The 23,152-nt window shown below is 44.8% G+C and carries 16 protein-coding genes; 9 read left to right on the top strand and 7 right to left on the bottom strand.

Annotated elements, in window-relative coordinates; genetic code table 11:
- The first annotated feature begins 149 nt into the window (after nucleotides 1–149).
- The 3 genes from R7Q38_RS07340 to R7Q38_RS07350 all read left to right on the top strand — a co-directional run bounded on the left by R7Q38_RS07340 (nucleotide 150) and on the right by R7Q38_RS07350 (nucleotide 4,072).
- Complete coding sequence (locus tag R7Q38_RS07340) at nucleotides 150–1,418, top strand: DUF945 family protein (protein WP_239938351.1); 1,269 nt, start codon at nucleotides 150–152, stop codon at nucleotides 1,416–1,418.
- A 137-nt stretch (nucleotides 1,419–1,555) separates the two neighbouring features.
- Nucleotides 1,556–2,650, top strand: coding sequence for a 3-phosphoserine/phosphohydroxythreonine transaminase (gene serC / locus R7Q38_RS07345; RefSeq protein WP_005378000.1), 1,095 nt, complete (start codon nucleotides 1,556–1,558; stop codon nucleotides 2,648–2,650).
- Between the two features lie 90 nt (nucleotides 2,651–2,740).
- Nucleotides 2,741–4,072: a D-serine ammonia-lyase gene (locus R7Q38_RS07350; protein ID WP_064353825.1), complete on the top strand. Its 1,332-nt coding sequence runs from the start codon at nucleotides 2,741–2,743 to the stop codon at nucleotides 4,070–4,072.
- A gap of 98 nt (nucleotides 4,073–4,170) precedes the next feature.
- Here the strand turns inward: R7Q38_RS07350 and cydC are convergent, their stop codons facing one another.
- The 3 genes from cydC to trxB form a co-directional block, all read right to left on the bottom strand.
- Complete coding sequence (gene cydC, locus R7Q38_RS07355) at nucleotides 4,171–5,892, bottom strand: heme ABC transporter ATP-binding protein/permease CydC (RefSeq protein ID WP_318114175.1); 1,722 nt, start codon at nucleotides 5,890–5,892, stop codon at nucleotides 4,171–4,173.
- Nucleotides 5,885–7,672: a heme ABC transporter permease/ATP-binding protein CydD gene (cydD, locus tag R7Q38_RS07360; protein ID WP_154204673.1), complete on the bottom strand. Its 1,788-nt coding sequence runs from the start codon at nucleotides 7,670–7,672 to the stop codon at nucleotides 5,885–5,887. Before cydD ends, cydC begins: the two co-directional genes overlap by 8 nt.
- Nucleotides 7,673–7,775: 103 nt before the next feature.
- The gene (gene trxB, locus R7Q38_RS07365; protein WP_005377991.1) at nucleotides 7,776–8,735 is read right to left on the bottom strand and encodes a thioredoxin-disulfide reductase; all 960 of its coding nucleotides are present in this window, start codon (nucleotides 8,733–8,735) and stop codon (nucleotides 7,776–7,778) included.
- 359 nt (nucleotides 8,736–9,094) lie between these two features.
- Here trxB and R7Q38_RS07370 point away from each other — a divergent pair, with 359 nt between their 5' ends.
- Nucleotides 9,095–9,751, top strand: coding sequence for a 2OG-Fe dioxygenase family protein (locus R7Q38_RS07370; protein ID WP_005377989.1), 657 nt, complete (start codon nucleotides 9,095–9,097; stop codon nucleotides 9,749–9,751).
- Nucleotides 9,735–10,970 (top strand): cysteine desulfurase-like protein, encoded by a 1,236-nt coding sequence (locus R7Q38_RS07375; protein WP_085569570.1) that lies wholly within the window; start codon nucleotides 9,735–9,737, stop codon nucleotides 10,968–10,970. The genes R7Q38_RS07370 and R7Q38_RS07375 overlap by 17 nt, the downstream gene beginning before the upstream one ends.
- Before the next feature lie 90 nt (nucleotides 10,971–11,060).
- Here the strand turns inward: R7Q38_RS07375 and R7Q38_RS07380 are convergent, their stop codons facing one another.
- Entirely contained in the window at nucleotides 11,061–11,885 is an 825-nt protein-coding gene (locus R7Q38_RS07380; RefSeq protein WP_318114176.1) for a DUF2797 domain-containing protein, read from the bottom strand.
- Nucleotides 11,886–12,218: 333 nt separating this feature from the next.
- On the opposite strand from R7Q38_RS07380, the gene R7Q38_RS07385 reads away from it, so the two are divergent.
- The gene (locus R7Q38_RS07385; protein WP_137281881.1) at nucleotides 12,219–13,556 is read left to right on the top strand and encodes a GGDEF domain-containing protein; all 1,338 of its coding nucleotides are present in this window, start codon (nucleotides 12,219–12,221) and stop codon (nucleotides 13,554–13,556) included.
- 142 nt (nucleotides 13,557–13,698) lie between these two features.
- On the opposite strand, the gene R7Q38_RS07390 is transcribed toward R7Q38_RS07385, so the two are convergent.
- The 3 genes from R7Q38_RS07390 to R7Q38_RS07400 form a co-directional block, all read right to left on the bottom strand.
- Nucleotides 13,699–15,069, bottom strand: coding sequence for an SLC13 family permease (locus tag R7Q38_RS07390; RefSeq protein WP_017634863.1), 1,371 nt, complete (start codon nucleotides 15,067–15,069; stop codon nucleotides 13,699–13,701).
- A gap of 229 nt (nucleotides 15,070–15,298) precedes the next feature.
- Nucleotides 15,299–16,033: a vancomycin high temperature exclusion protein gene (locus R7Q38_RS07395; protein WP_005388862.1), complete on the bottom strand. Its 735-nt coding sequence runs from the start codon at nucleotides 16,031–16,033 to the stop codon at nucleotides 15,299–15,301.
- Nucleotides 16,034–16,187: 154 nt separating this feature from the next.
- Complete coding sequence (locus R7Q38_RS07400; protein ID WP_005377977.1) at nucleotides 16,188–17,876, bottom strand: NAD-dependent malic enzyme; 1,689 nt, start codon at nucleotides 17,874–17,876, stop codon at nucleotides 16,188–16,190.
- A gap of 213 nt (nucleotides 17,877–18,089) precedes the next feature.
- On the opposite strand from R7Q38_RS07400, the gene R7Q38_RS07405 reads away from it, so the two are divergent.
- The 3 genes from R7Q38_RS07405 to R7Q38_RS07415 all read left to right on the top strand — a co-directional run bounded on the left by R7Q38_RS07405 (nucleotide 18,090) and on the right by R7Q38_RS07415 (nucleotide 23,113).
- Complete coding sequence (locus R7Q38_RS07405) at nucleotides 18,090–20,444, top strand: helicase-related protein (protein ID WP_239938353.1); 2,355 nt, start codon at nucleotides 18,090–18,092, stop codon at nucleotides 20,442–20,444.
- A 288-nt stretch (nucleotides 20,445–20,732) separates the two neighbouring features.
- Entirely contained in the window at nucleotides 20,733–21,110 is a 378-nt protein-coding gene (locus R7Q38_RS07410) for a hypothetical protein (protein WP_005377965.1), read from the top strand.
- Between the two features lie 329 nt (nucleotides 21,111–21,439).
- Nucleotides 21,440–23,113: an alkaline phosphatase D family protein gene (locus R7Q38_RS07415; protein ID WP_132936590.1), complete on the top strand. Its 1,674-nt coding sequence runs from the start codon at nucleotides 21,440–21,442 to the stop codon at nucleotides 23,111–23,113.
- Nucleotides 23,114–23,152: the final 39 nt, after the last annotated feature.

Consider the following 23,152-nt stretch of genomic DNA (forward strand, 5'->3'; position numbering starts at 1 on the left):
CTTTAACAATAAAAGGACATGATGAGTGGGAGCCAAGTATGATTCCTGATTAATGGACTAGAATAAGCATCAATAGTCTGATTTGTCTCAATGTTTTCTCCGCAGGTGGTTTGGGGTAGACTGACCGAAAATATCTAATAAGTGACGTTATGCAAAATCTTAAAAAAATCGGCGCCATTGGTGGTGCTATCTCATTAGCACTGTGTTGGCCATTGGCTGTCGGACAAATTGGTCAGTCCATCATTGAAGATGGTATTACCAATATGAATGATGAAATGATTAAAGGTGAAGTGGTCGAGTATCAGCGTGGCTACTTGTCTTCAGTCGTGCTGACTCGTTATTCAGTTGTTGATCCTGATCTTAAAACTCAGCTAGAGCGTGATGGTATGCCAACGACGTTTGATGTAACCAGTGATGTTAGCCACGGTCTAACAAGCCTAACAGCTGATTCAAAATTGGTGGACAATGACTTTTTGCCTCTCACGATGCATAGCCAGACTCAACTAAATGGCAATACAGCATTTATCCTCGACCTAGACAGTTGGCATTATCGTAACGAAGCGCAAGGTGTTTCTGTTTCTACAAGCCCTGCAAAAGTAACAGGTGATGTGACGGTATTGGGTGATCTCAATTACCAAGTTTCCGTTCCTTCTGTTCAAGTGGATTTTGAAAACGGTGAAGAGCTTCATCTGAATGCATTGACAGGGCAAGGTAAAGGAAAGCAAGCAAAAGGCTACTGGTTAGGCGAGCAATCTTTCTATCTAGAGAAGCTAGATGTGGTTGATGCGAACTTAACGCCTGTCTTTTTGATTGAAAATGCGAGCTACCGTGGTAACACTACGATGAGTGAGTCTGGTGATAAGCTGAACAGTCAATTAAACCTAGATGCTAAGAAACTGCGTTTAACTGATGGGACGGATGTCGATAACTTTAAGTTGGATTTCTCAATTGCAGATGTGGATAGCCAGTCTTTTGATCAAATTATGTCTATCTATCAAAGCTCTCCTATGCTAGATGAGCAGGAAATTGCGAATTTATTGCCGCATGTCGATACGCTGTTTAGCAAAGGTTTTGATTTATCCGTGAACGAGCTTTCACTCGCGTTCGGTGACGGCAAGTTCCACAATGAGTGGCAACTATCCATCCCTGAAGGTACTGAGCATATTACTCAAGATCCAATGAAGTTGGTGACGGCCACTACTGGTGAACTTAGCACTTACTTCTCTGATGAATTAGTAACGCATTACCCATTTATTCAAGAAGGGATTGATGAGCTCCTTATTATGGAGTTGATCGAAAAAGTAGAGGGCGGTTATCAATTAAAAGCAGAAATTGGTGAAGGCAAATTGAAGTTCGAAAATGGGCATGAGTTCCCATTGGTGGCTCTACTTATGCCTGCTTTGATGCAACAACAGTAATTCGTGTTGTTGCGAATTTGTTCCAATTCAACGCTTAGTCTTTAAAAAGAGGTCGTAAGACCTCTTTTCTTGTTTTTATCACTGCGAAAACGTGATATTAATTTCGTAATATTTACATAGCAGGAGCAATGAGCATCATGGAACAAAATACGGACAACGTATTTAACTTCAGTGCAGGGCCAGCAGGTCTGCCTAAAGCAGTTATGCAGCAAGCACAACAGGAACTAATCGATTGGCAAGGCCTTGGTACTTCGGTCATGGAAATCAGCCACCGAAGCAAAGAGTTCATCAAAGTTGCAGAAGAAGCCGAGCAGGATTTACGTGATCTTCTGAATATTCCGGACAACTATAAAGTACTGTTCTGCCAAGGTGGTGCTCGTGCTCAGTTTGCTGCTGTTCCTCTAAACTTACTTGGTGATGCCGATACGGCAACTTACATCGATGGTGGTTATTGGGCTGAAAGCGCGGTAGCTGAAGCGAAAAAATACTGCGAACCAGACGTGTTTGATGCAAAAACAGAAATCAACGGGAAAGTCGCGGTTCTACCTGCAAGTGAATGGAAAATTGCTCCAGAAGCGGCTTACGTTCACTTCTGTCCAAATGAGACCATTGATGGTATTGAGATTAACGATCTTCCTATCACCGACAAACCGATTGTTGCTGACATGTCTTCGACAATTCTTTCTCGTGAAATTGATGTGTCGAAATACGGTGTGATTTACGCGGGCGCTCAGAAAAATATTGGTCCTTCCGGCATTGCTATTGCTATCGTGCGCGATGATTTATTAGGTATGGCGAAGCAGGTACTACCAAGTATTTTGGATTACACTGTTTTGGCAGAAAAAGAATCAATGTTCAACACGCCACCAACCTTTGCATGGTACCTGTCTGGTCTTGTTTTCAAATGGCTGAAGGCACAGGGCGGAGTAAAAGCGATTGAGCAAGTGAACCGCGCTAAAGCCGCGCTACTGTATGATTACATCGATCAGTCTGATTTCTACCGTAATGGCGTGCACTCAGCAAACCGTTCTTTGATGAACGTGCCATTTCAACTTGCTAAGCCTGAACTGGATGCAACCTTCCTTGAGCTAGCAGACTCTAAAGGGCTGAAAGCGCTAAAAGGTCACCGAGCAGTTGGTGGTATGCGAGCATCCATTTATAACGCAATGCCGCTTGAAGGCGTTCAAGCGTTAGTAGACTTCATGCAAGAGTTTGAGAAAAACTACGCGTAAGCTCAAACTGATAACTGATATTTGTTCTCCAAAGCGTCGCTATTGCGGCGCTTTTGTTTATCTCAACTCACATCATTCCAGGAAGGTAAAATGACCAAGGCAAATATTGAAGCGCTGACTAAGCAGTTCCCACTCTTGGCAGCACTTATTGATCTTGAAGAGGTTTGTTGGTTTAACCCCCATATCACTTCCTTGGAGGAAGGCTTACCTCATGTCGGGTTAGATGAAAAAGATATTCAAGCGGCGAGTGAACGGCTAGCACGATTTGCGCCTTATTTGATGAAAGCGTTTCCCGAAACGGAAACGTCGCGTGGCGTTATTGAGTCCGCAGTGGTGGATATTCCCAATATGAAAGTGCGTTTGGAGCAGCAATACGACACACCAATATTGGGCCATTTAATGCTCAAAAAAGACAGTCATTTGCCAATTTCTGGTTCGATCAAAGCGAGAGGTGGTATTTATGAAGTGCTCACTCATGCAGAAAAGTTGGCGTTTGAAGCCGGCTTGCTCTGTGAAAGCGATGATTACAGCAAATTGTTCAGCAATGAGTTTCGGCAGTTTTTTAAGCAGTACAGTATTGCAGTTGGCTCAACCGGCAATCTTGGTATGTCCATCGGTATCATGAGTGCGAAGCTGGGTTTTTCAGTTTCAGTCCACATGTCTGCGGATGCGCGGGAATGGAAGAAAAATAAGCTCCGGTCACATGGTGTTAATGTCGTAGAGCACCAAGAAGATTATGGTATTGCTGTCGCGCAAGGTCGTAAAGAGGCAGAAAAAGATCCCAACTGTTTCTTTATCGATGATGAAAACTCACGGACGCTGTTTCTAGGTTACTCTGTTGCGGGTGAGCGTCTTAAGCAGCAATTTGATGACTTGGGAATCGTTGTTGATGAGCATCATCCATTGTTTGTTTATCTTCCTTGTGGTGTTGGCGGCGGGCCTGGTGGCGTGGCATTTGGCTTGAAGGTAGCGTTTGGCGAGCATGTCCATTGTATTTTCGCGGAGCCAACGCACTCCCCGTGCATGCTGTTGGGCGTACATACAGGCTTGCATGACGATATTTCGGTACAAGATTTGGGTATCGATAACATCACCGCCGCTGATGGCTTGGCAGTCGGGCGTGCCTCGGGATTTGTCGGAAGAGCGATGGAAAGGCTACTTGATGGTTTTTACACCATTGATGACGCTCGTATGTATCACCACTTGGGTGAGTTAAGTGAACTGGAAGGTATTAATCTAGAGCCTTCTGCATTAGCCGGTATGATTGGGGCAGTGCACGTCTCGAATAACCATGCTTATCAGTCTCAAATGAAATTTGACGAAGAAAAACTCAAAAACGCAACACATCTTGTTTGGGCAACTGGTGGGGGCATGGTTCCGGAAGATGAAATGGCGGCTTATCTCAAAAAATCTGGTCGGTAAATCAGCACTGTATACGTGCTTAATTAGGTAACTAATTAATACAGGAATAACAAAAGGGCTCATCGTTTGATGAGCCCTTCTCGTCACTGAAAATCGAATTATAGAGATTGTAATAGTTGGTAGTAACGACCTTTTTGAGCGAGTAGCGTTGGATGGTCGCCTTGTTCGATGATCTCACCTTGTTCCATCAAACAGATGCTATCCATACTTTCTAACTCTATCAGTCGGTGTGTAATGAATACTACTGTCTTATTAGCAAAGTGTTCATTGAAAAGCGCCATCACTTTTTGTTCCGTACGCTTATCGAGGCCTTCAGTCGGCTCATCTAAGAGTAGGATTGGGGCATCACGTAGCAATGCTCGAGCAATACCGATTCGGCGTTTCTCACCACCAGATAACTGACGACCGCCGTCGCCTAACCAAGCGTCTAAACCCGGCTCTTCAAGAAGTCCGCCAAGCTCGACTTTTTGTAAAATAGTAGACAGTTGCTCATCACTTGCGTCCGGAGCGGCCATGAGTAAGTTGTCACGTAGTGTCCCGTTTAGTACATCTACGCGTTGACTGACCACAGTCATTGCTGTTCGCAGGTCAGAATCGCTCCAATCTTGCAGTTTTGCACCACCGATTCGAACTTCACCTTGGTTAACATCCCAGTAGCGGCAAAGAAGCTGAATCAGTGTTGATTTACCTGAACCTGTTTGACCTACAATTGCAGTTTTAGTGCCCAACGGTAGTGAGAGTGACAAGTCTTTCAGTACCTTTTGCTGACCGTCAGGGTAAGTAAAATCTATGTTGTCGAATTCAATGTCTAACGTTGTGTCTTTATGTTTCGACTGCTCAGGGAAGACAACGTCAGGTTCAGCCAAAATTACTTCATTTAAACGACGAGCAGAGGTCAACGTTTGACCGAGATACTGGAATGCGCCCGCGATAGGCATCAGAATCTCAAAGCTCGCCATGGTTGCAAACGCAAACAGCGCAATCCAAGGATCAGGAGCACGACCACCTACGCCGTCTGCAGCAAACCAAAGCATCACAACCAGTGTAAGGCCGTTCACCAGCATAAGCAGGCCTGAAGCCATGCCCGTTAAATTCGCGTTCACAAATTGGTTAGACAGCAACTGCTTCTGCTTCTCTAGAATGAGATTACGATAACGTTCTTCTGCTCCAAAGATACTCAGTTCACTGTAGCCTTGAAGCCAGTCCAGTGTCGCCACTCGCAATTGCGCTTTATGATGAGTGAGATTCTCGCCATTGTTTTTACCCAGTTTATAGAACAGTACTGGCCATACAAACAACATGACGGTAAGAATCGAGCCAAGCAGTAGGGCGAGATGCCAATCAAAGAAAGCCAGGACAGCCGTTAAACTCAATATGCCAAAAACACCAATCACGACAGGGCTGATAAGTCGAAGGTAAACGTGATCCATCGCATCTACGTCCGCTACTAGGCGGTTGAGCAGATCGGCATCACGCATCGTAGAAACACGACCCGGAATCAGTGGTGCAAGTTTCTTAAAGAAGAAGATACGTAGATCGGTAAGCAGCTTGAACGTTGCATTGTGGCTAACGACACGTTCTCCCCATCGACCTGCGGTTCGAGCCATTGCAGCGCCGCGTACCCCGGCACCTGGTAACATGTAGTTGAAGGTCTCACGAGCAACCGTCAAGCCTGCCACCGCTGCGGCTGAAATAAACCAACCTGATAGCGTTAATAAGCCAATAGACGCCGCTAAGGTCAGAAATGCCAGTAGCATACCTAGCGAAAGACCAAACCAGTGTTTCTTATAGAGTTTAAGATAAGGGAGTAAATCACGCATCTAAGTTCCCCTTGTCTGTTTCACGTTGTGCGAGGTTCGCTTCCAACATGTCTTTAAATAAGCCATCTTCTGTCGACAGTGTGGCGTAATCACCACGTTGAACAATCTGACCGTCCTGCATAACAAGAATTTGCGATACGTTTTGTAAAGGCGCAAGTTGGTGAGTAATCATCAAATTCGTTGTGGCATGCGCATACTTGTTAATGCCTTCCATCACGAGTTTTTCACTGCGAGCATCTAAGCTTGCGGTTGGTTCATCTAACAACCAAAAACGACCATTTTGTAGCATGGCGCGAGCCAGTGCTAAACGCTGCGCTTGGCCGACAGATAAACCACCAGAACGATCAGATATCGGATAATCCAACCCATGCATTTCAACAAATTCAGCAGCGTGAGAGTCATTCAACACAGAATGTACGTCTGCATCCTGAATATTGTGCTTACCTAGTGTGATGTTATCTCGAATGCTACCGTGTAATAGCATCGGGTTTTGACCAATCCAGCTTACTGCCTCTCGCCATGTGGCTAGATCCAGTTGCGACAATTCGCAGCCATTAATTTTTAAGCTACCTTGATAAGGCATGAAACCGAGGATTGTGTTTACCAAACTTGTTTTACCTGCGCCACTTGGTCCAACCAACGCTGTACTTTTGTTGGCTTCAAGAGAGAAGGATAGGGGACCTGCGAGCTGCTTACCTTCCGGACTAAAAATGGTTAACTGGTCCGCTTCAATATGGATAGGGCTGTTTTTATCTAACGCTTGGGTACCATCTTTGATTTGATCGACTTCCAAATCCAGAAACTCGACAATGCTTTCTGCTGCGCCAACCGCTTGCTGTTTCGCATGATAGAACGTGCCCAAATCACGTAATGGCTGATAAAACTCTGGAGCAAGAATCAGAATGAACAAACCAGCAAAGAGCGTAACACCTGTGCCGTAGTAGCCGAAGTCCAGCTCCCCGATATAACTAAAGCCAAAGTAGACAGCGGTAATTGCGATAGAAATAGAAGTGAAAAACTCTAACACCGCAGAAGACAGAAACGCGATTTTCAGAACGTCCATGGTACGAGTACGAAAGACTTCTGAAGCACCCTTTAGCGTCTCAGTTTCAGATTTTGTTCTATCGAATAAGCGAATGGTTGTCATTGCTTGCAAGCGGTCATAAAAGTGACCCGACAAACGCTGCATCGCTTTAAAGTTTTTACGGTTTGCTTCTGCGGCTTTCATCCCAACCAGTGCCATGAAAATAGGCACTAGTGGTGCAGTGACCAGGAAGATCAAGCCTGCTGCCCAGTTTACTGGGAATACGACAACCAAAATGATGAAAGGCACTAGTACCGATAATGACATTTGAGGCAAGTAGCGTGAGAAGAAATCTTGCATATCTTCTACCTGCTCTAAGATGAGCGTTGCCCAAGTGCCAGCAGGTTTGCCTTTGATGTAAGCTGGCCCAAGTTTATGAACTTTATCTAAAATGAGTTGGCGAATATAAACTCGAATTTGCTCCCCGCAACGGTAACCGGCAAGCTCTCGACCCCAGGTACAAGCAGCTCGACCGATAACCGTGCCACCGAGCCCAACAAAATGCCAAATGAGCTCGGCTTTGTCGACTTGGTCAATGATTAACTGGTGCAGAATGGAGGCGAGCAGGGCTGCTTGAGCCAATAAAAACACGCTTGAAAGTACGCCTAGGCCTATCGCAATCATAAGCCAGCGCTTGGCTAACTTACTTTGTTGCTTCAGCCACTTATTCAAGCTGCTTTGCTTTTTCTTATCCATCGTGAAGGCTTAATGATAATTGTTTTAATGAGGCGGTAGTATACAAAAGAAAACCCAGCGGGAATACCGCTGGGCTTTAAGGATATGACACAAATGTGAAAAGTTATTTGTCACCAAGTGAGTCTAAGAAACGTTCAGCATCTAATGCAGCCATACAACCTGTACCTGCAGAGGTGATCGCTTGACGGTAGTTGTGGTCCATTACGTCGCCAGCTGCAAATACACCTTCGATACTAGTTTGTGTTGCGTTGCCTTCAAGACCTGATTGAACGATGATGTAGCCATCTTTCATGTCTACTTGGCCCTCAAAGATTTGTGTGTTTGGCTGGTGACCAATTGCGATGAATGCACCCATTACATCGATATCTTCTGTCGCACCGCTGTTCACGTCTTTAATGCGGACGCCCGTTACGCCCATATCGTCACCCAGTACTTCATCGAGAGTGCGATCGGTATGAAGAACGATATTACCGCTTTCAACTTTATCCATCAGACGTTTCACAAGGATCTTCTCTGCGCGGAATGAATCGCGGCGGTGGATCAGATGAACTTCTGACGCAATGTTAGATAGGTATAGCGCTTCTTCAACAGCCGTGTTACCACCGCCCACAACTGCAACTTTCTGATTACGGTAGAAGAAACCGTCACAGGTTGCACAAGCAGAAACGCCGCGACCTTTAAATGCTTCTTCAGACTCAAGGCCAAGGTATTTTGCTGATGCGCCGGTAGATATGATTAAGGCATCACAAGTGTACTCACCTGAGTCGCCTTTTAAACGAAATGGGCGTTGTGATAGCTCTACTTCATTGATGTGATCAAATACGATTTCAGTTTCAAAACGCTCGGCGTGTTCTTTCATGCGATCCATCAATGCTGGACCTGTCAGTCCCTCAGCATCGCCTGGCCAGTTTTCAACTTCAGTTGTGGTGGTTAGCTGACCACCTTGTTGCATTCCCGTCACAAGCACAGGGTTTAAGTTTGCACGCGCTGCGTAGACGGCAGCTGTGTATCCTGCAGGACCAGAACCAAGAATTAATAATTTACAGTGTTTTACGTCGCTCATTATGGCTCCAAAAAGGGCGTAACATTTCCCTCGATTGTATGGAAATTCTTAGTGCTTTAAAAGCATAAACAACGATTGTGATCGAATAATTGGTTATAGATTAGAACCCACTAAATATTGATTGAGAACGTTGACTTCTAGCATAAAATTCTATTCGTAGTAGAGAAGTCTAGTTTCAAATATTGTCAAAGCGTAAAACTGAAACATGGCTCTGTTTTTGTGGTTTTATTTGGTTTGTTATGTTGTTTTAGTCGTTTTGTTGAAGCTATCAACGTTAAAAGCTGGTAATTGCAGAATATTTGCGTAACCTAGAGTGTAAATTAAATGTTAATTAATGTGCCTCATTAAAGGAGCAAATGATGTTACATTCACGTGAGAATACTCTACATTTAACACAGCTCAGCATGGCAGCAATTGAGCAGCTTTCCCCATCGTTTGAAGAACTGCCTCGTACCGAACATGCAGATGGTCAGTATCGACTACGACGTTATTCTGTGGTTGGTTTTGATAACGGCAAAGTCATCGACTTAAATAAAAATAGCTTTGTTCAATCCTCTGATATCAACCGATTTCAAGGTGATGTTGTAAGACAATTCGAGCCAATTGAGAAGGATATTCTTACCAGCGATGGATTTCGAGAAATGTGTGAATTGTTTGTCAATGCGAATCATCTGCCAAACGGTCAAGAAATAGAAATCCACCAAATCCGTATCAGGGCACTGGAAGAAGAAACCCAAGTAGCACCTGAAGGTGTGCACCAAGACGGTTTTGATCACATTGCAATGGTTGGTGTGGGACGCCATAACATCATCGGTGGCGACATCATGCTGTACAGCAGCCATAACCAAGCCCCATTTTTCCGTAAAGTGCTAGAAACCGGAGAGGTCGCAATCTTGGCTGATAGCAAGCTGTGGCATAACGCGTGCCCAATCCGCTCTGTTATTGATGACGAAGCGGGCCATATGGATGTATTTGTACTCACGGCTACGGATAAGCGTAATGAACTTCAATCTTAATCAGATCAGAGAGCAATTTCCGGCGTTGGCTCAATACCACAACGACAAGCCCGTGACGTTTTTTGATGGTCCAGGTGGCTCACAAGTGCCTCAATCAGTACTAGACAGCATGGTAGGGTATTTAGGTCGTTTCAACGCTAACTTAGGCGGGCATTATTTTTCTAGCCAAGTGACCGTTGACGTAATGCAAAATGCGCGTGAGTCGGCTCAGGCTCTACTTAATGCCCCTTCATCTGGCAATATTGTCTTCGGTGCCAATATGACCTCACTAACCTTTCAGCTTAGTCGCGCGATTAGTCGAGATTGGCAAGCAGGAGATGAGATCATTGTTTCCGCTTTGGATCACTATTCAAATGTATCCAGCTGGCAGCAAGCGGCAGAAGATAAAGGCGTTACGGTTCATCAAGTTCGTATCAACGAAGAAGATTGTACGCTGGATATGGAGCATTTAAGCCGCCTTCTTTCTGATAAAACGCGCCTTGTCGCTGTGACTTATGCATCGAACACGACGGGCTCTATTGTGGATGTACAGCAAGTAGTCAGCATGGCGCACAATGTTGGGGCACAAGTTTATGTGGATGCCGTCCATTATGCGCCTCATCATTTGGTTGATGTTCAAGCGTTAGGTTGTGACTTTTTAGCTTGCTCAGCTTACAAGTTTTTCGGACCGCACGTTGGTATTGCTTACATAGCCGATCAGTGGCTCCACAGTATTCGCCCTTACAAAGTCGAGCCTGCCACTAATATAGGCCCAGGTCGATTTGAAACAGGAACGCAAAGTTTTGAAGGTCTTGCTGGTGTCGTTTCTGCGGTTGAGTATCTGGCTCAATTTGGTGAAGTCGGTTTACCTCTTCGCCAACGATTGGAGCAAAGCTACCAACTGTATGAACAACATGAGCAGCGCTTGAGTGAGCGTTTCTTACAGCGTTTGAATGCATTAGATGGTGTCAATCTATTCGGTATCGCAAAGGAAGATAGCCAACTCCGCACGCCAACTTTTGCGCTAACGTTTGACCGATATTCTCCAGAGTTCATCGCGAAAACACTGGGTGAACATAACATTTGTGTATGGAATGGTCACTTTTATGCGTTGGGCTTAGTTCGTCAACTTGGTTTAGAAGAATCGGGTGGTGTAGTGCGAATTGGTTGTATGCATTACAACACAATAGAAGAAGTCGATATGTTATTCGATGTGCTTGAAAGCATCCTTGACGCATAACTAACGATTTCTTCCTGATAGAAAAACAAAAGCTCGGGTCAAACTCGAGCTTTTTTCGTTTTTATTTGAATCAACGCGTTCTGCAAGCGATTACGCACTAACTTCAACTTCATAGGAAGTGAATTTTCTTACATTAATAACGCCGGTATCAAAGATGAGGTATTGACCTTTGATGCCTTGCAAAGTGCCAGTAACAACCGGGTTTTTATCGAAGTTATGCGAAGTGATCTTCGTTGGGTGCCGTTGTACCGGGTAGCTAAGGTCGGTAATGCTTTCGTTTAATACTTCAATGGCATCTTCGCCGAATTGCTGTTTTATCTCGGCAATTTTCTCTTCGACTAAAGGCAATAGCTCAGCAAAACGGTCCTGCAATGCCATAGGTTCACCGTCACCTTTAAGCAGTGTGCGCCAATTGGTCTTGTCTGCGATATGTTTCGCCAGTTCAACTTCAATTAAACCGGAGATATGGCGAGTTTTTACTTTAAAAATTGGCAAGCCCTGAGTCGCGCCTTGGTCAATCCAACGAGTCGGGATTTGAGTATGACGAGTAATACCAACTTTTAAGCTGGATGTGTTGGACAGGTAGACAAAGTGATCCACCATGCAATTCTCTTCACCCCATTGTGGTTCGCGACAAGTCCCTTGATCGTAGTGGCAGGTCTCTGGCTTCATGATACACATGTCGCAGCTTGCTAGCTTTTTCATGCATACAAAACAGTGGCCTTGCGAATAACTCTTTTTCGTTTTCTTTCCACATGAGCAACAAAAAATATTGCCAGTGTGAGTCAGTGTGAGCGTTTTACCCAGAAAAGGAGTTAAGTCGATCTCTTCCTCACCGACAGGAAGACGGTAGTTGACGGCACCTTCCAGAGAAGCACGCATTTTGTTTAGCGTGCCAGTTGCAATTAATGACATGACATTACTCATTATTGTGTTTTTGCACAGTATATACTGAAGTGGAGAAGAGATGCAGGGTTGACAGGAGCTTTAAAGTAAATGTCTTGCACTAAATTATTATGCATCGTGTTTTATTTTCTAAAAATTATGGCTGTGAAATGCTTCGCAAATAGAAGTTGGGCTGCACTTTTTAGAAATTTTAAAACGTGATAACGGTTCAAAATCCGTTACCATGTGTCGAAACTAAGAATTGAATGAAAAAGCGATTTTATTTCTTGATAAATCACCTTGATTTCATTTTTGAAATTATTGAACCCCACGTATTGTATAATCTCAGCAGGTCACTTGCCCATGAAGTGGATCCATAACTTTATCTTTGCTCTTTCTATTTGCACTATCAGTTTGGTTGCCCTTTATAGTGTGCTTGGCGATACGCGAAAGCTGACCATTACACCTGAGCATTTCAATATCTATGCAACTAAAGATGCCAGTGAAGGAGGTGTGAGTGATGCAGATATCACATACGATCGGCAAAGCCTAGTCCTTAGCTGTGAACTAAAGCAGAGCTCGTATGCTTGGCCTTACTGCGGAATCTCGGTTTATACCGATTCAGCAACGCCAACACAGGGTATTGACCTTTCCAACTACCATACGATTCGATTGAAGGTGCGATATGAAGAGGCAGGAATAGGGGCTAACCCTAGCCACGACCTACGTTTGTATCTTCGCAATTATAATTCTGAGTATTCCAAGCCGGACGACGAGTACACCATTAAATATAATGGCATGCAGTTTTCTCCGTCGGGTTCGAGCGATATTGTCGAAATTCCGATTAAAAATCTTCAGGTGATGACCTGGTGGTTAGCAGATAACGGAGTCGCGATTGAGCACTCTGCACCTGAATTTTCAAACATCACACGTATTGATATTGCAACTGGGTCTGGTGCGGCACTTGGTAAACATAGAATTGTGATTGATAAAATTGAGTTTGAAGGCGCTTACCTTGCGCAAGAAACATTGTTGTATGCATTATTACTCTCTTGGATGGCGCTTGGACTGGCTTTTTCACTGCATGAGTTACGAAAAAATAGAGTGGCTTATGAAAAAGCGCAAAAGCGTCACCGTCATTTGGAAAAGGTGAATGATACTTTGCGAGCTCAAAACTATGAGTTTGCAGAGTTAGCGCATCGAGATGCTTTGACGGGCGCGATGAACCGATATGCTGTGCAACACTGGCTGGAACAACAATCTCGTCAGGTTCGCTGGGGGCATAACACCTTCAGTATTCTCTATTTGGACTTGGATAAGTTTAAAAAGGTGAACGACAAATTTGGGCACCAAATGGGGGATGACATATTGCGCGAATTTGTCATGGTGGTAGCGACTTCTATTTACTCAGACGATCGACTCGTTCGTTGGGGCGGCGAAGAGTTTGTCGTATTTTGCCCTGATACCAATATTGAACAAGCGTTAGAGAAGGCAGAAATGATTCGCAAAAATGTGGAGGATCATTTGTGGGTGCACGGTGATTCATTAACTTGCAGTATTGGCGTTGCCCAAATGCAGAATGAACGCGTCTCAGAAACCATGGCGAGAGCTGACGAAGTGTTGTATCAGGCGAAGCGCAATGGCCGCAACCGAGTGGAAGCTCATTATGGTTTACTTGCTTGCGAAAAGAAGCAAGCCTGATAGCCGTTCACTGAAAGGAAAGAAAAAAGGTGGCCAACTGGCCACCAAGAGGGAAACTGCTGAACACCACTTAGGGGGGAAGTTTGGGTTATCGATACGATTACCGTGAGCAGCAGTGTAGTGCTAATCGAACTTGCTATTTTTACCAGAACAACCAAGCGAAGAGCGTTAGTGCAGCAATACACGCAATGTTTAATACGAAACCAATTCGCATCATTTCTTTTTGCTTGATATGACCCGTACCGAACACAATCGCGTTTGGAGGTGTTGCAACTGGTAACATAAATGCACAAGATGCAGCGACGGCAATCAGTGCAGAAAGAATAACCGGAGACATGCCTAAGGCTTCTGCAATGGTCGCAAATACAGGGACAAGTAGTGCAGCACTGGCGGTGTTACTCGCAAACTCAGTTAAGAAGACAACAAAAGCAACCACTGCAAGAATCGTTAAGAGAATACCGGCTTGCTCAAGGAAGCCTGACAAGCTATGAGCCAAAAATACGCTTGTTCCGGTTGCTTTTAGGACGTTACTCAGACAGATACCACCACCAAATAGGATTAACACACCCCAGTCGGTTGTTTTCTCGATATCTTTCCACTCGACGGCGCGAGAAGCACCAAGTAGAAGGATGGCGCCAATAGCTACAAGAGTATCGAACTTCGCGAAGCCACCCAGCATAGCGTTAATAGGCTTACTGAATATCCACAACGTCACGGTCAGTAAGAAAATCGCCAACGTAATCATTTTGCCGTTTGTCCATTCGACTGGTTGATGGTCAAGGTCAAACTTGTGGCTAAGGTCAGGCTTAGTCATCGTGTACAATACGAGGATAGCGATTGGCATTAATACTAGGGAAATAGGTACACCAAACTTCATCCATTCAGTGAAGCTAAGGCCAACTTCAGCTGCTGCAATTGCGTTTGGTGGGCTACCAACCAGTGTTGCAATACCACCAATTGAAGCACTGTAAGCGATACCGAGTAGAACGAACAAAAAGGTGTTGTGGTTTTTCTTGGCGTCTAGCTTTGTCATCACACCCAGCACAAGCGGTAACATCATCGCGGCGGTGGCGGTGTTTGAAATCCACATTGACAGGCCAGCACTCACACCAAATAGCATGAATACAGCGACAGACATTTTTCCTCTTGCCAGCAATAGTACTTTATCTGCAATCGCTTGATCTAACTTTTGTTTATGTAGAGCCGCAGCTAGTGCAAAACCACCCAAAAATAGAAAAATGATGGAGTTGGAAAAGTTATTCAGTGCGGCTTGAGTGTTGAACACACCCAAAAATACCGCAAGTAGTGGTATGAGCAGCGCAGTAATGCTGACGTGAATCGCTTCGGTTAGCCACAGAATAGCAACAAAAACTAAGATGCTCAGGCCGGTTACTACTTGTGGTTCAAAGGGTAAGGTATTAAACAAGATAATGAACAATAGGATATTCGCGTTCAAAATCATGCTGTTGCGAGTGAAGAACCAATTCTTCAATGTCACAGCGAGTGCGGTCATGGGTAGTGCTCCTTTTGCATTGCCTTTTGTCGGTTTTTTATGGCAAAGTAACTGACTTGTAGTTATTTATTGATGAAATGTTACTTTGAATGCGAAAAAGAGTTTTGCCTGAATCGTAGAGCAAATTAGAAAGTGTGATGTTGAGAATTGGAAATGGGTAGAAAACTACCCATTTGTTTTATAGAAATGTTACTAGGCTGTTACTAGGCTTATGAGCCACGTTATTCCTCTATTCGACGGGGACTTGAAGAGGCTCGTTAGCTGCTTTATTTGGCTCTTTTACTGCGACGATAGGTTCTTGAGGGCCAAGAAACTTAGGCTGCGTATTGATAATATACAGGTCTAAAAACGCTTTCACACGGGCTAGCAGTTCTCGAACACGCATCGATGTTTTTTGCTTGTTGGCCGTCGGCCCTGCTACCGCGAGACACTGTGCATCAATGCTGTAAGCATCAGCGATGAACAGTGCGCGTTCGCAGTGAAAGCGTTGAGTCACAATCAGAAATCGCTCCGAAGCAAAAATTTTTTTTGCTCGTACAATCGAATCTAAGGTACGAAAGCCAGCATAATCAAGGTGAATCACTTCTTCAGGCACGCCTGCTTTAAGTAAGTCGCGTTTCATTGTCCACGGTTCGTTGTATGAACGGTGGGCGTTATCACCACTCAATAAAAACTGTTTTACTTTGCCTTGGTTGTAAAGCTCAATCGCCGCATTAATGCGATGAGTGTAGTAAGTGTTGAGGATCTTTCCGATGTATTTACTGGTACCAAGAACTACGGCAACCTCATGTTGAGGGATTTGCTCGTATTCAGTGAAAATGCTCTCTTTGGCTTGTAAAACCACCCATCGGTCGATGGCAATAACAGAAACAAGCAGACTAAGTGCAGAGATCGACAAAATCAAAGCAAATCGCTTCCAGGAAAATTTCAGCTTCCACTTTGATCTTATGCGAGAAAACAACAAAACGTTTTATATCCTTAACTAAAAATGTAGTTCTCATCATATCTGATAGAAACAAAAAGAGAGAAGCCCATTTATGCCAAAATCTGGTTAGGATGATAAAAAAATAAAAGCCCCTACATGGTAGGGGCTAATTATTAAACGAATTGTCTCAAGCTTAGAACGCAGTGCGTTTGTAGCGGCGGTAAACAGGTTGCCAGAACGACTGTTCAATTGCCACGTTCAATGCTTCATCAGTAATTTCTAATGCGACACCTTGTTCAATTGCCTTTTTACCAACGGCAAATGCGATTTTTTTCGACACTAAGTGGATCTCTTCCAGTGGTGGAAGTAGTGCACCACGACCATTGATTGCTAGAGGAGAACATGTTGCTAGCGCGCGACTTGATTCCATTAGCATCTCGTCAGTGACACGTTTTGCATTGACAGCAAGTACACCAAGGCCAATGCCTGGGAAGATGTAGCTGTTGTTACATTGTGCAATAGGGTAAGTGCGACCTTCATGAACCACTGGCTCAAATGGGCTACCTGTTGCAACCAGTGCTTCACCATTTGTCCAACGAATGATGTCGTTCGGTGTCGCTTCCACGCGGCTTGTTGGGTTCGACAGAGGGAAGACAATCGGACGCTTACAGTGTTTATGCATTTCTTCGATGACTTCTTGGCTAAATAGGCCAGGCGCACCAGAAACACCAATTAGTACCGTTGGCTTGGCGTTACGCATAACATCGAGTAGTGAGAAGCCATTTCCTTCATTTTCCCACTCTTTCGTATTGGTATGCTTTTGCACCAAGCGTTGTTGGAAATCAAGAAGGTTAGGCATGCCTTCTTGTAACAGACCCCAACGGTCAACCATGTAAACTTGTGAGCGAGCTTGCTCGTCAGAAATTCCTTCCGATACCATTTGTGCGATGATCGCTTCTGCGATACCACAACCAGCAGACCCTGCGCCTAGGAAGGTAATACGTTGTTTAGAAAGCTGAGTTCCTGCTGCTTTACAGGCGGCAAGTAGAGAGCCAACAGTAACAGCTGCAGTACCCTGAATATCATCATTGAAGCAACACACGCGGTCTTTGTAACGCTCTAGAAGAGGCATCGCATTTTTCTGAGCAAAGTCTTCGAACTGGATCAAAGCATCAGGCCAACGGCGCTGTACCGCTTGGATAAACTCTTCTACAAATGCATCGTATTCTGCACCCGTAATACGAGGATGACGCCAACCCATGTACATCGGATCAGCTAAGCGTTGCGGGTTATTGGTACCCACATCAAGCACGATTGGTAGCGTGTAAGCAGGGCTGATACCACCACACGCGGTATATAGTGACAGTTTACCGATAGGAATACCCATGCCGCCGATACCTTGGTCACCCAAGCCAAGGATACGTTCGCCATCTGTCACAACAATCACTTTAACGTTGTGGTTTGCTGCGTTGTTCAGCAAGTCGTCAATACGGTCACGGTTTGGGTATGAAATGAACAGACCACGACCACGACGGTAAATGTTAGAGAAGTTTTCACATGCTGCGCCAACAGTCGGTGTGTAGATGATAGGCATCATCTCAGAAATGTGATTTTGCACTAGGCGGTAATACAATGTTTCGTTGGTGTCTTGGATATTACGCAGATAAATGTGCTTATCCATATCGCTTTCGAAACTTTTGTATTGCTGGTAGGCACGTTCCACCTGCTCTTGGATAGTTTCGGTCGACTCTGGAAGCAGACCTTCTAAGTTGAATGAACTACGTTCTTCAGCAGAGAATGCACTGCCTTTGTTCAAAAGAGGGGTTGCTAAAAGAGCCGGACCCGCATATGGAATATATAGTGGGCGTTTATCGTTGTTCATTGGGTGCCTTATGTAGGGTTGAAGGATGCGCACCAAATTTTAACGGGTTCACTATTTAGTTGTAAACATGCGTTGATGCACATCAATGTAATGTCGCAAAAAAATTCAGATACCGACGAAAATATCGGCAATATTGGTTGTTTAGAGATACCTAAAGCAGGATTTTTTTACTTGGGTATAATGTTTTGCATCATCAAATCAAATCCAATTTCTATGTTTCAACTACCTATCGACAGCCTGAAAGCCGAGTTTGACCATCATGTAAGCCTTAACCATCTTGTGGTGGAAGCCGAAACCGGGTCGGGTAAATCTACCCGCTTGCCCATGTGGGCGGCAAAACACGGACGCGTTCTGGTTATTGAACCACGTCGAATTGCTTGTACCTCGCTGGCTGAATTTCTTGCGGAGCAATCTGGAGAGCCAATAGGTCGCAAAGTCGGTTACTCGATCAAGCTTCATGCCTACTTTGATGAAAAAACCGAAGTTGTATTTGTGACTCCGGGGGTTGCACTGCGTTGGTTTTCGGAAAACAAGCTAGCAGACTTTGATGTCGTGATAGTGGACGAATTTCACGAGCGACGCTGGGATATTGATCTATTAACCGCCATTTTGAAGCAAGAAAATCAACATCGATTGATCGTCACTTCCGCTACCTTAGAAGGCGAAAAGCTTGCTCGTTACCTGAATGCTAAGCGCCTGAGTTCGGAGGGACGTTGCTTTCCAGTCACGGTGACACATCGTTCTACAGACAGCCGCTATTTACCGAACAAAAAGGGATGTGAACAGGAGGTTGTCGGAGCGGTAAAAGAAGCACTGGAAGATGAAGATGGCGATATTCTTGTTTTTCTCCCAGGACGTAAAGAGATCGCCCAATGCGCGCAGATGCTACAAAGCAGCAGTGATGTCATGGTGGTTAAACTTCATGCCTCGGTCAGTGATGAAGAACGACATCGTGCGCTAACGGTACAAAAGCAACGGAAAGTCGTATTGGCAACCAACGTCGCGGAAACCTCTCTGACCATTCCTAATATCCGTGTGGTAATCGATAGTGGTTTAGAGCGCAGAACTGTACAACGAAATGGACGTACAGCACTGACATTAACCAACATTTCTAAGGCCAGTGCCGCGCAGCGAATGGGGCGAGCAGGTCGCGTTACCGAAGGGGCTTGTATTCGTCTATATGGTGAGCACGCGCCTTTAGAGTTGGTGACGCCTCCAGAATTACACAGAGAAGAGCTCGTCGAGCCCATGCTGGCAGCGGCTTGTTGTGGGTACCGTCTCTCAACACTCGATTTTCTCGACTCAATTCCCCCAAAGTCGCTAGAGGCATCTCATTCGACGTTGTTATCTATGGAAGCGATTGATGAGGATGGCAATGTCACGCAGCATGGGAGAAAAGTATATCCACTACCCATTGATGCACTGTTTGCCGATCTCGTTACCAGAATTCAAGCGAAGCCAGAGAAGGAAGCAATGATTGATTTGGCTGCCGCCTTATCTGTGCCTGCGCAGCTCTATCAGCGACAAAGTGGTGAAGTTGCTGAGCTTCTATCTCAAGAGGAGCCATACGGGTGTGATGCCTCTTTGCTTATCCGTTTGGTTCGAGGGGAGCGACTTCCGGGCATTGTCATTGATGCCAGCGCACTCGAAGAGGCACAAGGTTTAGCGAAACAAATGCGAGAAGTATTTGAATTACCGGAACTTGACGTTGCCTCTCGATATAAACGTGAAGCGCTCTTTTTCTCCATCGCCTCATTGCATCCTGAGCTTGTGTTTGTCCGACGAGCTCGTCGAAGGGATGCTCTAGGAAATGACGTAGTCGAGATGCTGGTTGGGCGTAACAGCCGCTTTCCTGACAAAGAAGAAGCGGCAATCGTGCTAGATAGCCATAGCGTGCCAGGACGAGGCGTTAAGCAAACACTGAACCTCGCATCGGTTATGATGCCTATCCCGCTGACATTATTACGCGAACTTGAATTTGGGGAGTGGCAACAAGGTGAGACGAATTATGAAGAAGAGACGCCAAGATCAACAATGCACTTGGTCTACGCCGGGCGAACAATCTGTACTGAACATCAAGCGTTAAAAGGTGATGTTGCTGTTCATTCTATTGTCGAAATGATAGAAGACGAGACACTGTTACCAGGTTTTGCTTCTCAAAGAAAACAGCAAATCCAACACTGGAAACTCTACAACGCATTGGGCCTTAATGTCGAAGGAGAAGAGGTTAACGACTTGGCCTCCTTGACATTTTCTAGCTGGTTAAAGGATCAGTTGGAAACATTAGGCGTTGAAAACATCGATGATATGGCGTTGTTTGAACCAGAAGACTTAACATTTAACGGTGTTCCAGAATGGGAATACGACGATTTCACGGAGCAGTACCCTTTAGAACTTTCGCTGCCAGAACTCCAACTAGATGTCGAGTATTACGCGTCTCGCAAGCTGGTACAGGTCGTTTATCGAGAGGGAAACCGTAAGGGAGACCCGAAGCGTTGGGAGCTGCCACGTTGGGCTGGTTGGAAGATACAGTATAAAAAGGCCAGTCGAGTGATTGATGTAAAGTAGGTCGGGGGATGACGTTGTGACAAGAATTGATATTTTCTTGGTGAATCTATAATGATTTCATATTGATATCGTTACTTACGTGTTGTTTTTAGTTTCTTAATTGAAATATTAATCAATTGAATGCTTATATATGGCGAAGCTGTACATCAGTTGTTACAAAGCTGGTTTTAATATTTCCTTTTGCATGTTAATTAGTGCATAAAAGACGAATGTTTTATATCCCATTGCTATATCAAAACAGTTGAACGATATTTGGTATATCTCATTTTCGAGTGTCGGGGGCATAGAATGGATCAACAAGGAAAGACGTGCATTGAATTCGACTACACTAGCTTTTTAGGGGCGACAGGTAGTAAAAAATGGACCTTCTTAGAGGCATTTGCCACCATCGCGCCTATTTTCGGTTTGATGTGGAAACAGAACATTGCGGAATTGAGCAAGCCTGAAGATCGGTTGTGGGATGCCGCATTAAAATCGATGTCTTCTCGTAAAAGTGATGAATCCAATTTGGTCCGCTTAACCCAGTTAGCTAAACATGAAGGGATCAATGAATTGCGAGTCGTTATGCCATATTCGCTCGATGTTCAGCAAATCGAGTACATAGAATCTCGCAGTCAGTTGAAGGTGGATACGTCAGAACAAGATGTCCTTAACATCAAGTTTTAGGCTGAGCATTTCCACTTCATCGATGTACCACTTAACAATAGTGCAATGAAAAGCGACCTCAAAGTAGGTCGCTTTTTATTTTGAGGTTTTTGTCACAGGTCTTAGGAAATGTGATGAATATAGAGTATTTGCACTTAAATTAACAAAAATGTAACGTTTGGAAATGCAATTGTCATAACTAGCTTCTAACTTTGTGTTTTTAGGACAAATTATCGACTAAGTGGTTGGTACTGTAAGTTCGAATTAACGTCCCTTATTGGCATACAAGGATGATCGAGTCACCACGTCATTTGGGCATAAAAACAAACACAATAAGAAAGGAAGTCAATATGTCTTTGTCTCGTCGAGACTTTATGAAAGCTGCCTCTTCAACGGCGATTGTTACCGGGCTGGTGGGCTGTGGTAGCGATGCTAATGAATCTGTTGCGGTTACCTTTGAGCACGGAGTGGCGAGTGGAGATCCTACTCAAACACAAGTAATTATTTGGACTCGTGTTACAACCTCAGCGAGCTACGCAGATGTAAGCTGGCAAGTTTCATCTAACGAAAATTTTACTGATATCGTGCAAAGTGGCACTTTTGCCACAGACACGAGCCGAGATTTCACGGTAAAAGTTGATGTTCAAAACCTCAACGCAAATTCTCGCTACTACTATCGATTCATGGTTGGAGATGTCACTAGCGAAGTCGGGCAAACTCAAACATTACCAGAGGGTGGTGTAGAAAAGGCATCCATGGCCGTTGTTTCTTGCGCAAACTATCCTGCTGGTTATTTCCATGTGTATCGAGAGATCTTAAATCAACATGAGCAAGAACCGTTTGATGTGGTACTTCATCTCGGTGATTACATTTATGAGTATGGGGCTGGTGGCTACGCTAGTGAAGATGCTGAGGCACTAGGGCGAGAGCCAAGCAAAGGCACTGAATGCATTACCTTAGATGATTACCGAAAACGGTATGCGCAATATCGCCAAGATGCTGATCTGCAAGCGTTACATGCGAGCCTACCAATGATTGCAGTCTGGGATGACCATGAGCTTGCAAATGATAGTTGGAAAAATGGTGCGGAAAACCATCAAGAAGAGGAAGGCCGCTTTAATGATCGTCGTGCAGCTGCGGCTGCCGCGTGGACAGAATGGTTGCCCGTTCGTGAAAACACTTTCTCAAACATGCTGATTTACCGTCAGTTTTCGTTTGGAAGTTTAGTCAATTTGATGATGCTCGACACGCGACTTGTGGGGCGTGATAAACCGTTGGATTATTTCTCGCTCAGCTCACCAACGATGGAAGCTATTGGCGGTTTAGTTGCCCAGTCGCGCAGTCAAGACCGAGAGCTGTTAGGCGGTGACCAACTCGCTTGGCTGATGGATACGTTCAGTACGCACGACGCAACTTGGAATGTGCTAGGGCAACAAGTGTTAATGTCTCGTATGGAGTTGCCAAGTTCGGTTATGACCGCGATGTTTCAATTGTTTACTGCCACTGAAGAACAAAAAACAGAGGCGTTATTAGCGGTAAACTCTGCGATTACGGGTTATCTCTCTGACCCAAGTTTAGATACCATTGCTTTGCCATATAACCTAGATGCATGGGATGGCTACTACGTTGAGCGAGAGAAAGTTTATCAACTGGTCAAAGCCAGCAGTGGTAACTTTGTCTGCTTGGCCGGAGATACGCACAACGCATGGGCAAGTGAGCTTAAAGACGTATCTAAGCATCCTATCGGGGTAGAGTTTGCGACTAGCTCTGTGAGTTCCCCTGGGTTAGAGGCCTACCTCGCGTTAGACCCTGTCGCGATCGCTCAAATGGAATACACGCTGCCGCACTTAGTGTCAGAATTACAGTGGGCAGACATCAAACAGCGTGGCTTTATGCGCGTTACTTTTACGCCCGGCAAGGCAGAGTCGACCTGGTATTTCGTATCAACGATTAAAGACAAAACATATCAGGTGACGACCAAGTCAGCCTCTACAACAGATGGCACTACGTTAAATATCGGCTAAACTGAGCCTAATACGAAAAAAGTCCGCAAGCTAGTGCGG

The sequence above is a fragment of the Vibrio sp. Vb0598 genome, from assembly GCF_033338935.1.
GTDB classification, from domain to species: Bacteria; Pseudomonadota; Gammaproteobacteria; order Enterobacterales; family Vibrionaceae; genus Vibrio; species Vibrio alginolyticus.

Excerpts from the sequence above, each read along its gene's own strand:
- R7Q38_RS07405 (WP_239938353.1), top strand. The coding sequence starts at position 18,090 with ATGTTTCAACTACCTATCGACAGCCTGAAAGCCGAGTTTGACCATCAT.
- R7Q38_RS07370 (WP_005377989.1), top strand. The coding sequence starts at position 9,095 with ATGTTACATTCACGTGAGAATACTCTACATTTAACACAGCTCAGCATG.
- R7Q38_RS07340 (WP_239938351.1), top strand. The coding sequence starts at position 150 with ATGCAAAATCTTAAAAAAATCGGCGCCATTGGTGGTGCTATCTCATTA.
- serC (WP_005378000.1), top strand. The coding sequence starts at position 1,556 with ATGGAACAAAATACGGACAACGTATTTAACTTCAGTGCAGGGCCAGCA.
- R7Q38_RS07390 (WP_017634863.1), bottom strand. The coding sequence starts at position 15,069 with ATGACCGCACTCGCTGTGACATTGAAGAATTGGTTCTTCACTCGCAAC.
- cydC (WP_318114175.1), bottom strand. The coding sequence starts at position 5,892 with ATGCGTGATTTACTCCCTTATCTTAAACTCTATAAGAAACACTGGTTT.
- trxB (WP_005377991.1), bottom strand. The coding sequence starts at position 8,735 with ATGAGCGACGTAAAACACTGTAAATTATTAATTCTTGGTTCTGGTCCT.
- R7Q38_RS07410 (WP_005377965.1), top strand. The coding sequence starts at position 20,733 with ATGGATCAACAAGGAAAGACGTGCATTGAATTCGACTACACTAGCTTT.
- R7Q38_RS07400 (WP_005377977.1), bottom strand. The coding sequence starts at position 17,876 with ATGAACAACGATAAACGCCCACTATATATTCCATATGCGGGTCCGGCT.
- R7Q38_RS07350 (WP_064353825.1), top strand. The coding sequence starts at position 2,741 with ATGACCAAGGCAAATATTGAAGCGCTGACTAAGCAGTTCCCACTCTTG.
- R7Q38_RS07385 (WP_137281881.1), top strand. The coding sequence starts at position 12,219 with ATGAAGTGGATCCATAACTTTATCTTTGCTCTTTCTATTTGCACTATC.
- R7Q38_RS07375 (WP_085569570.1), top strand. The coding sequence starts at position 9,735 with ATGAACTTCAATCTTAATCAGATCAGAGAGCAATTTCCGGCGTTGGCT.
- R7Q38_RS07415 (WP_132936590.1), top strand. The coding sequence starts at position 21,440 with ATGTCTTTGTCTCGTCGAGACTTTATGAAAGCTGCCTCTTCAACGGCG.
- R7Q38_RS07380 (WP_318114176.1), bottom strand. The coding sequence starts at position 11,885 with ATGTCATTAATTGCAACTGGCACGCTAAACAAAATGCGTGCTTCTCTG.
- cydD (WP_154204673.1), bottom strand. The coding sequence starts at position 7,672 with ATGGATAAGAAAAAGCAAAGCAGCTTGAATAAGTGGCTGAAGCAACAA.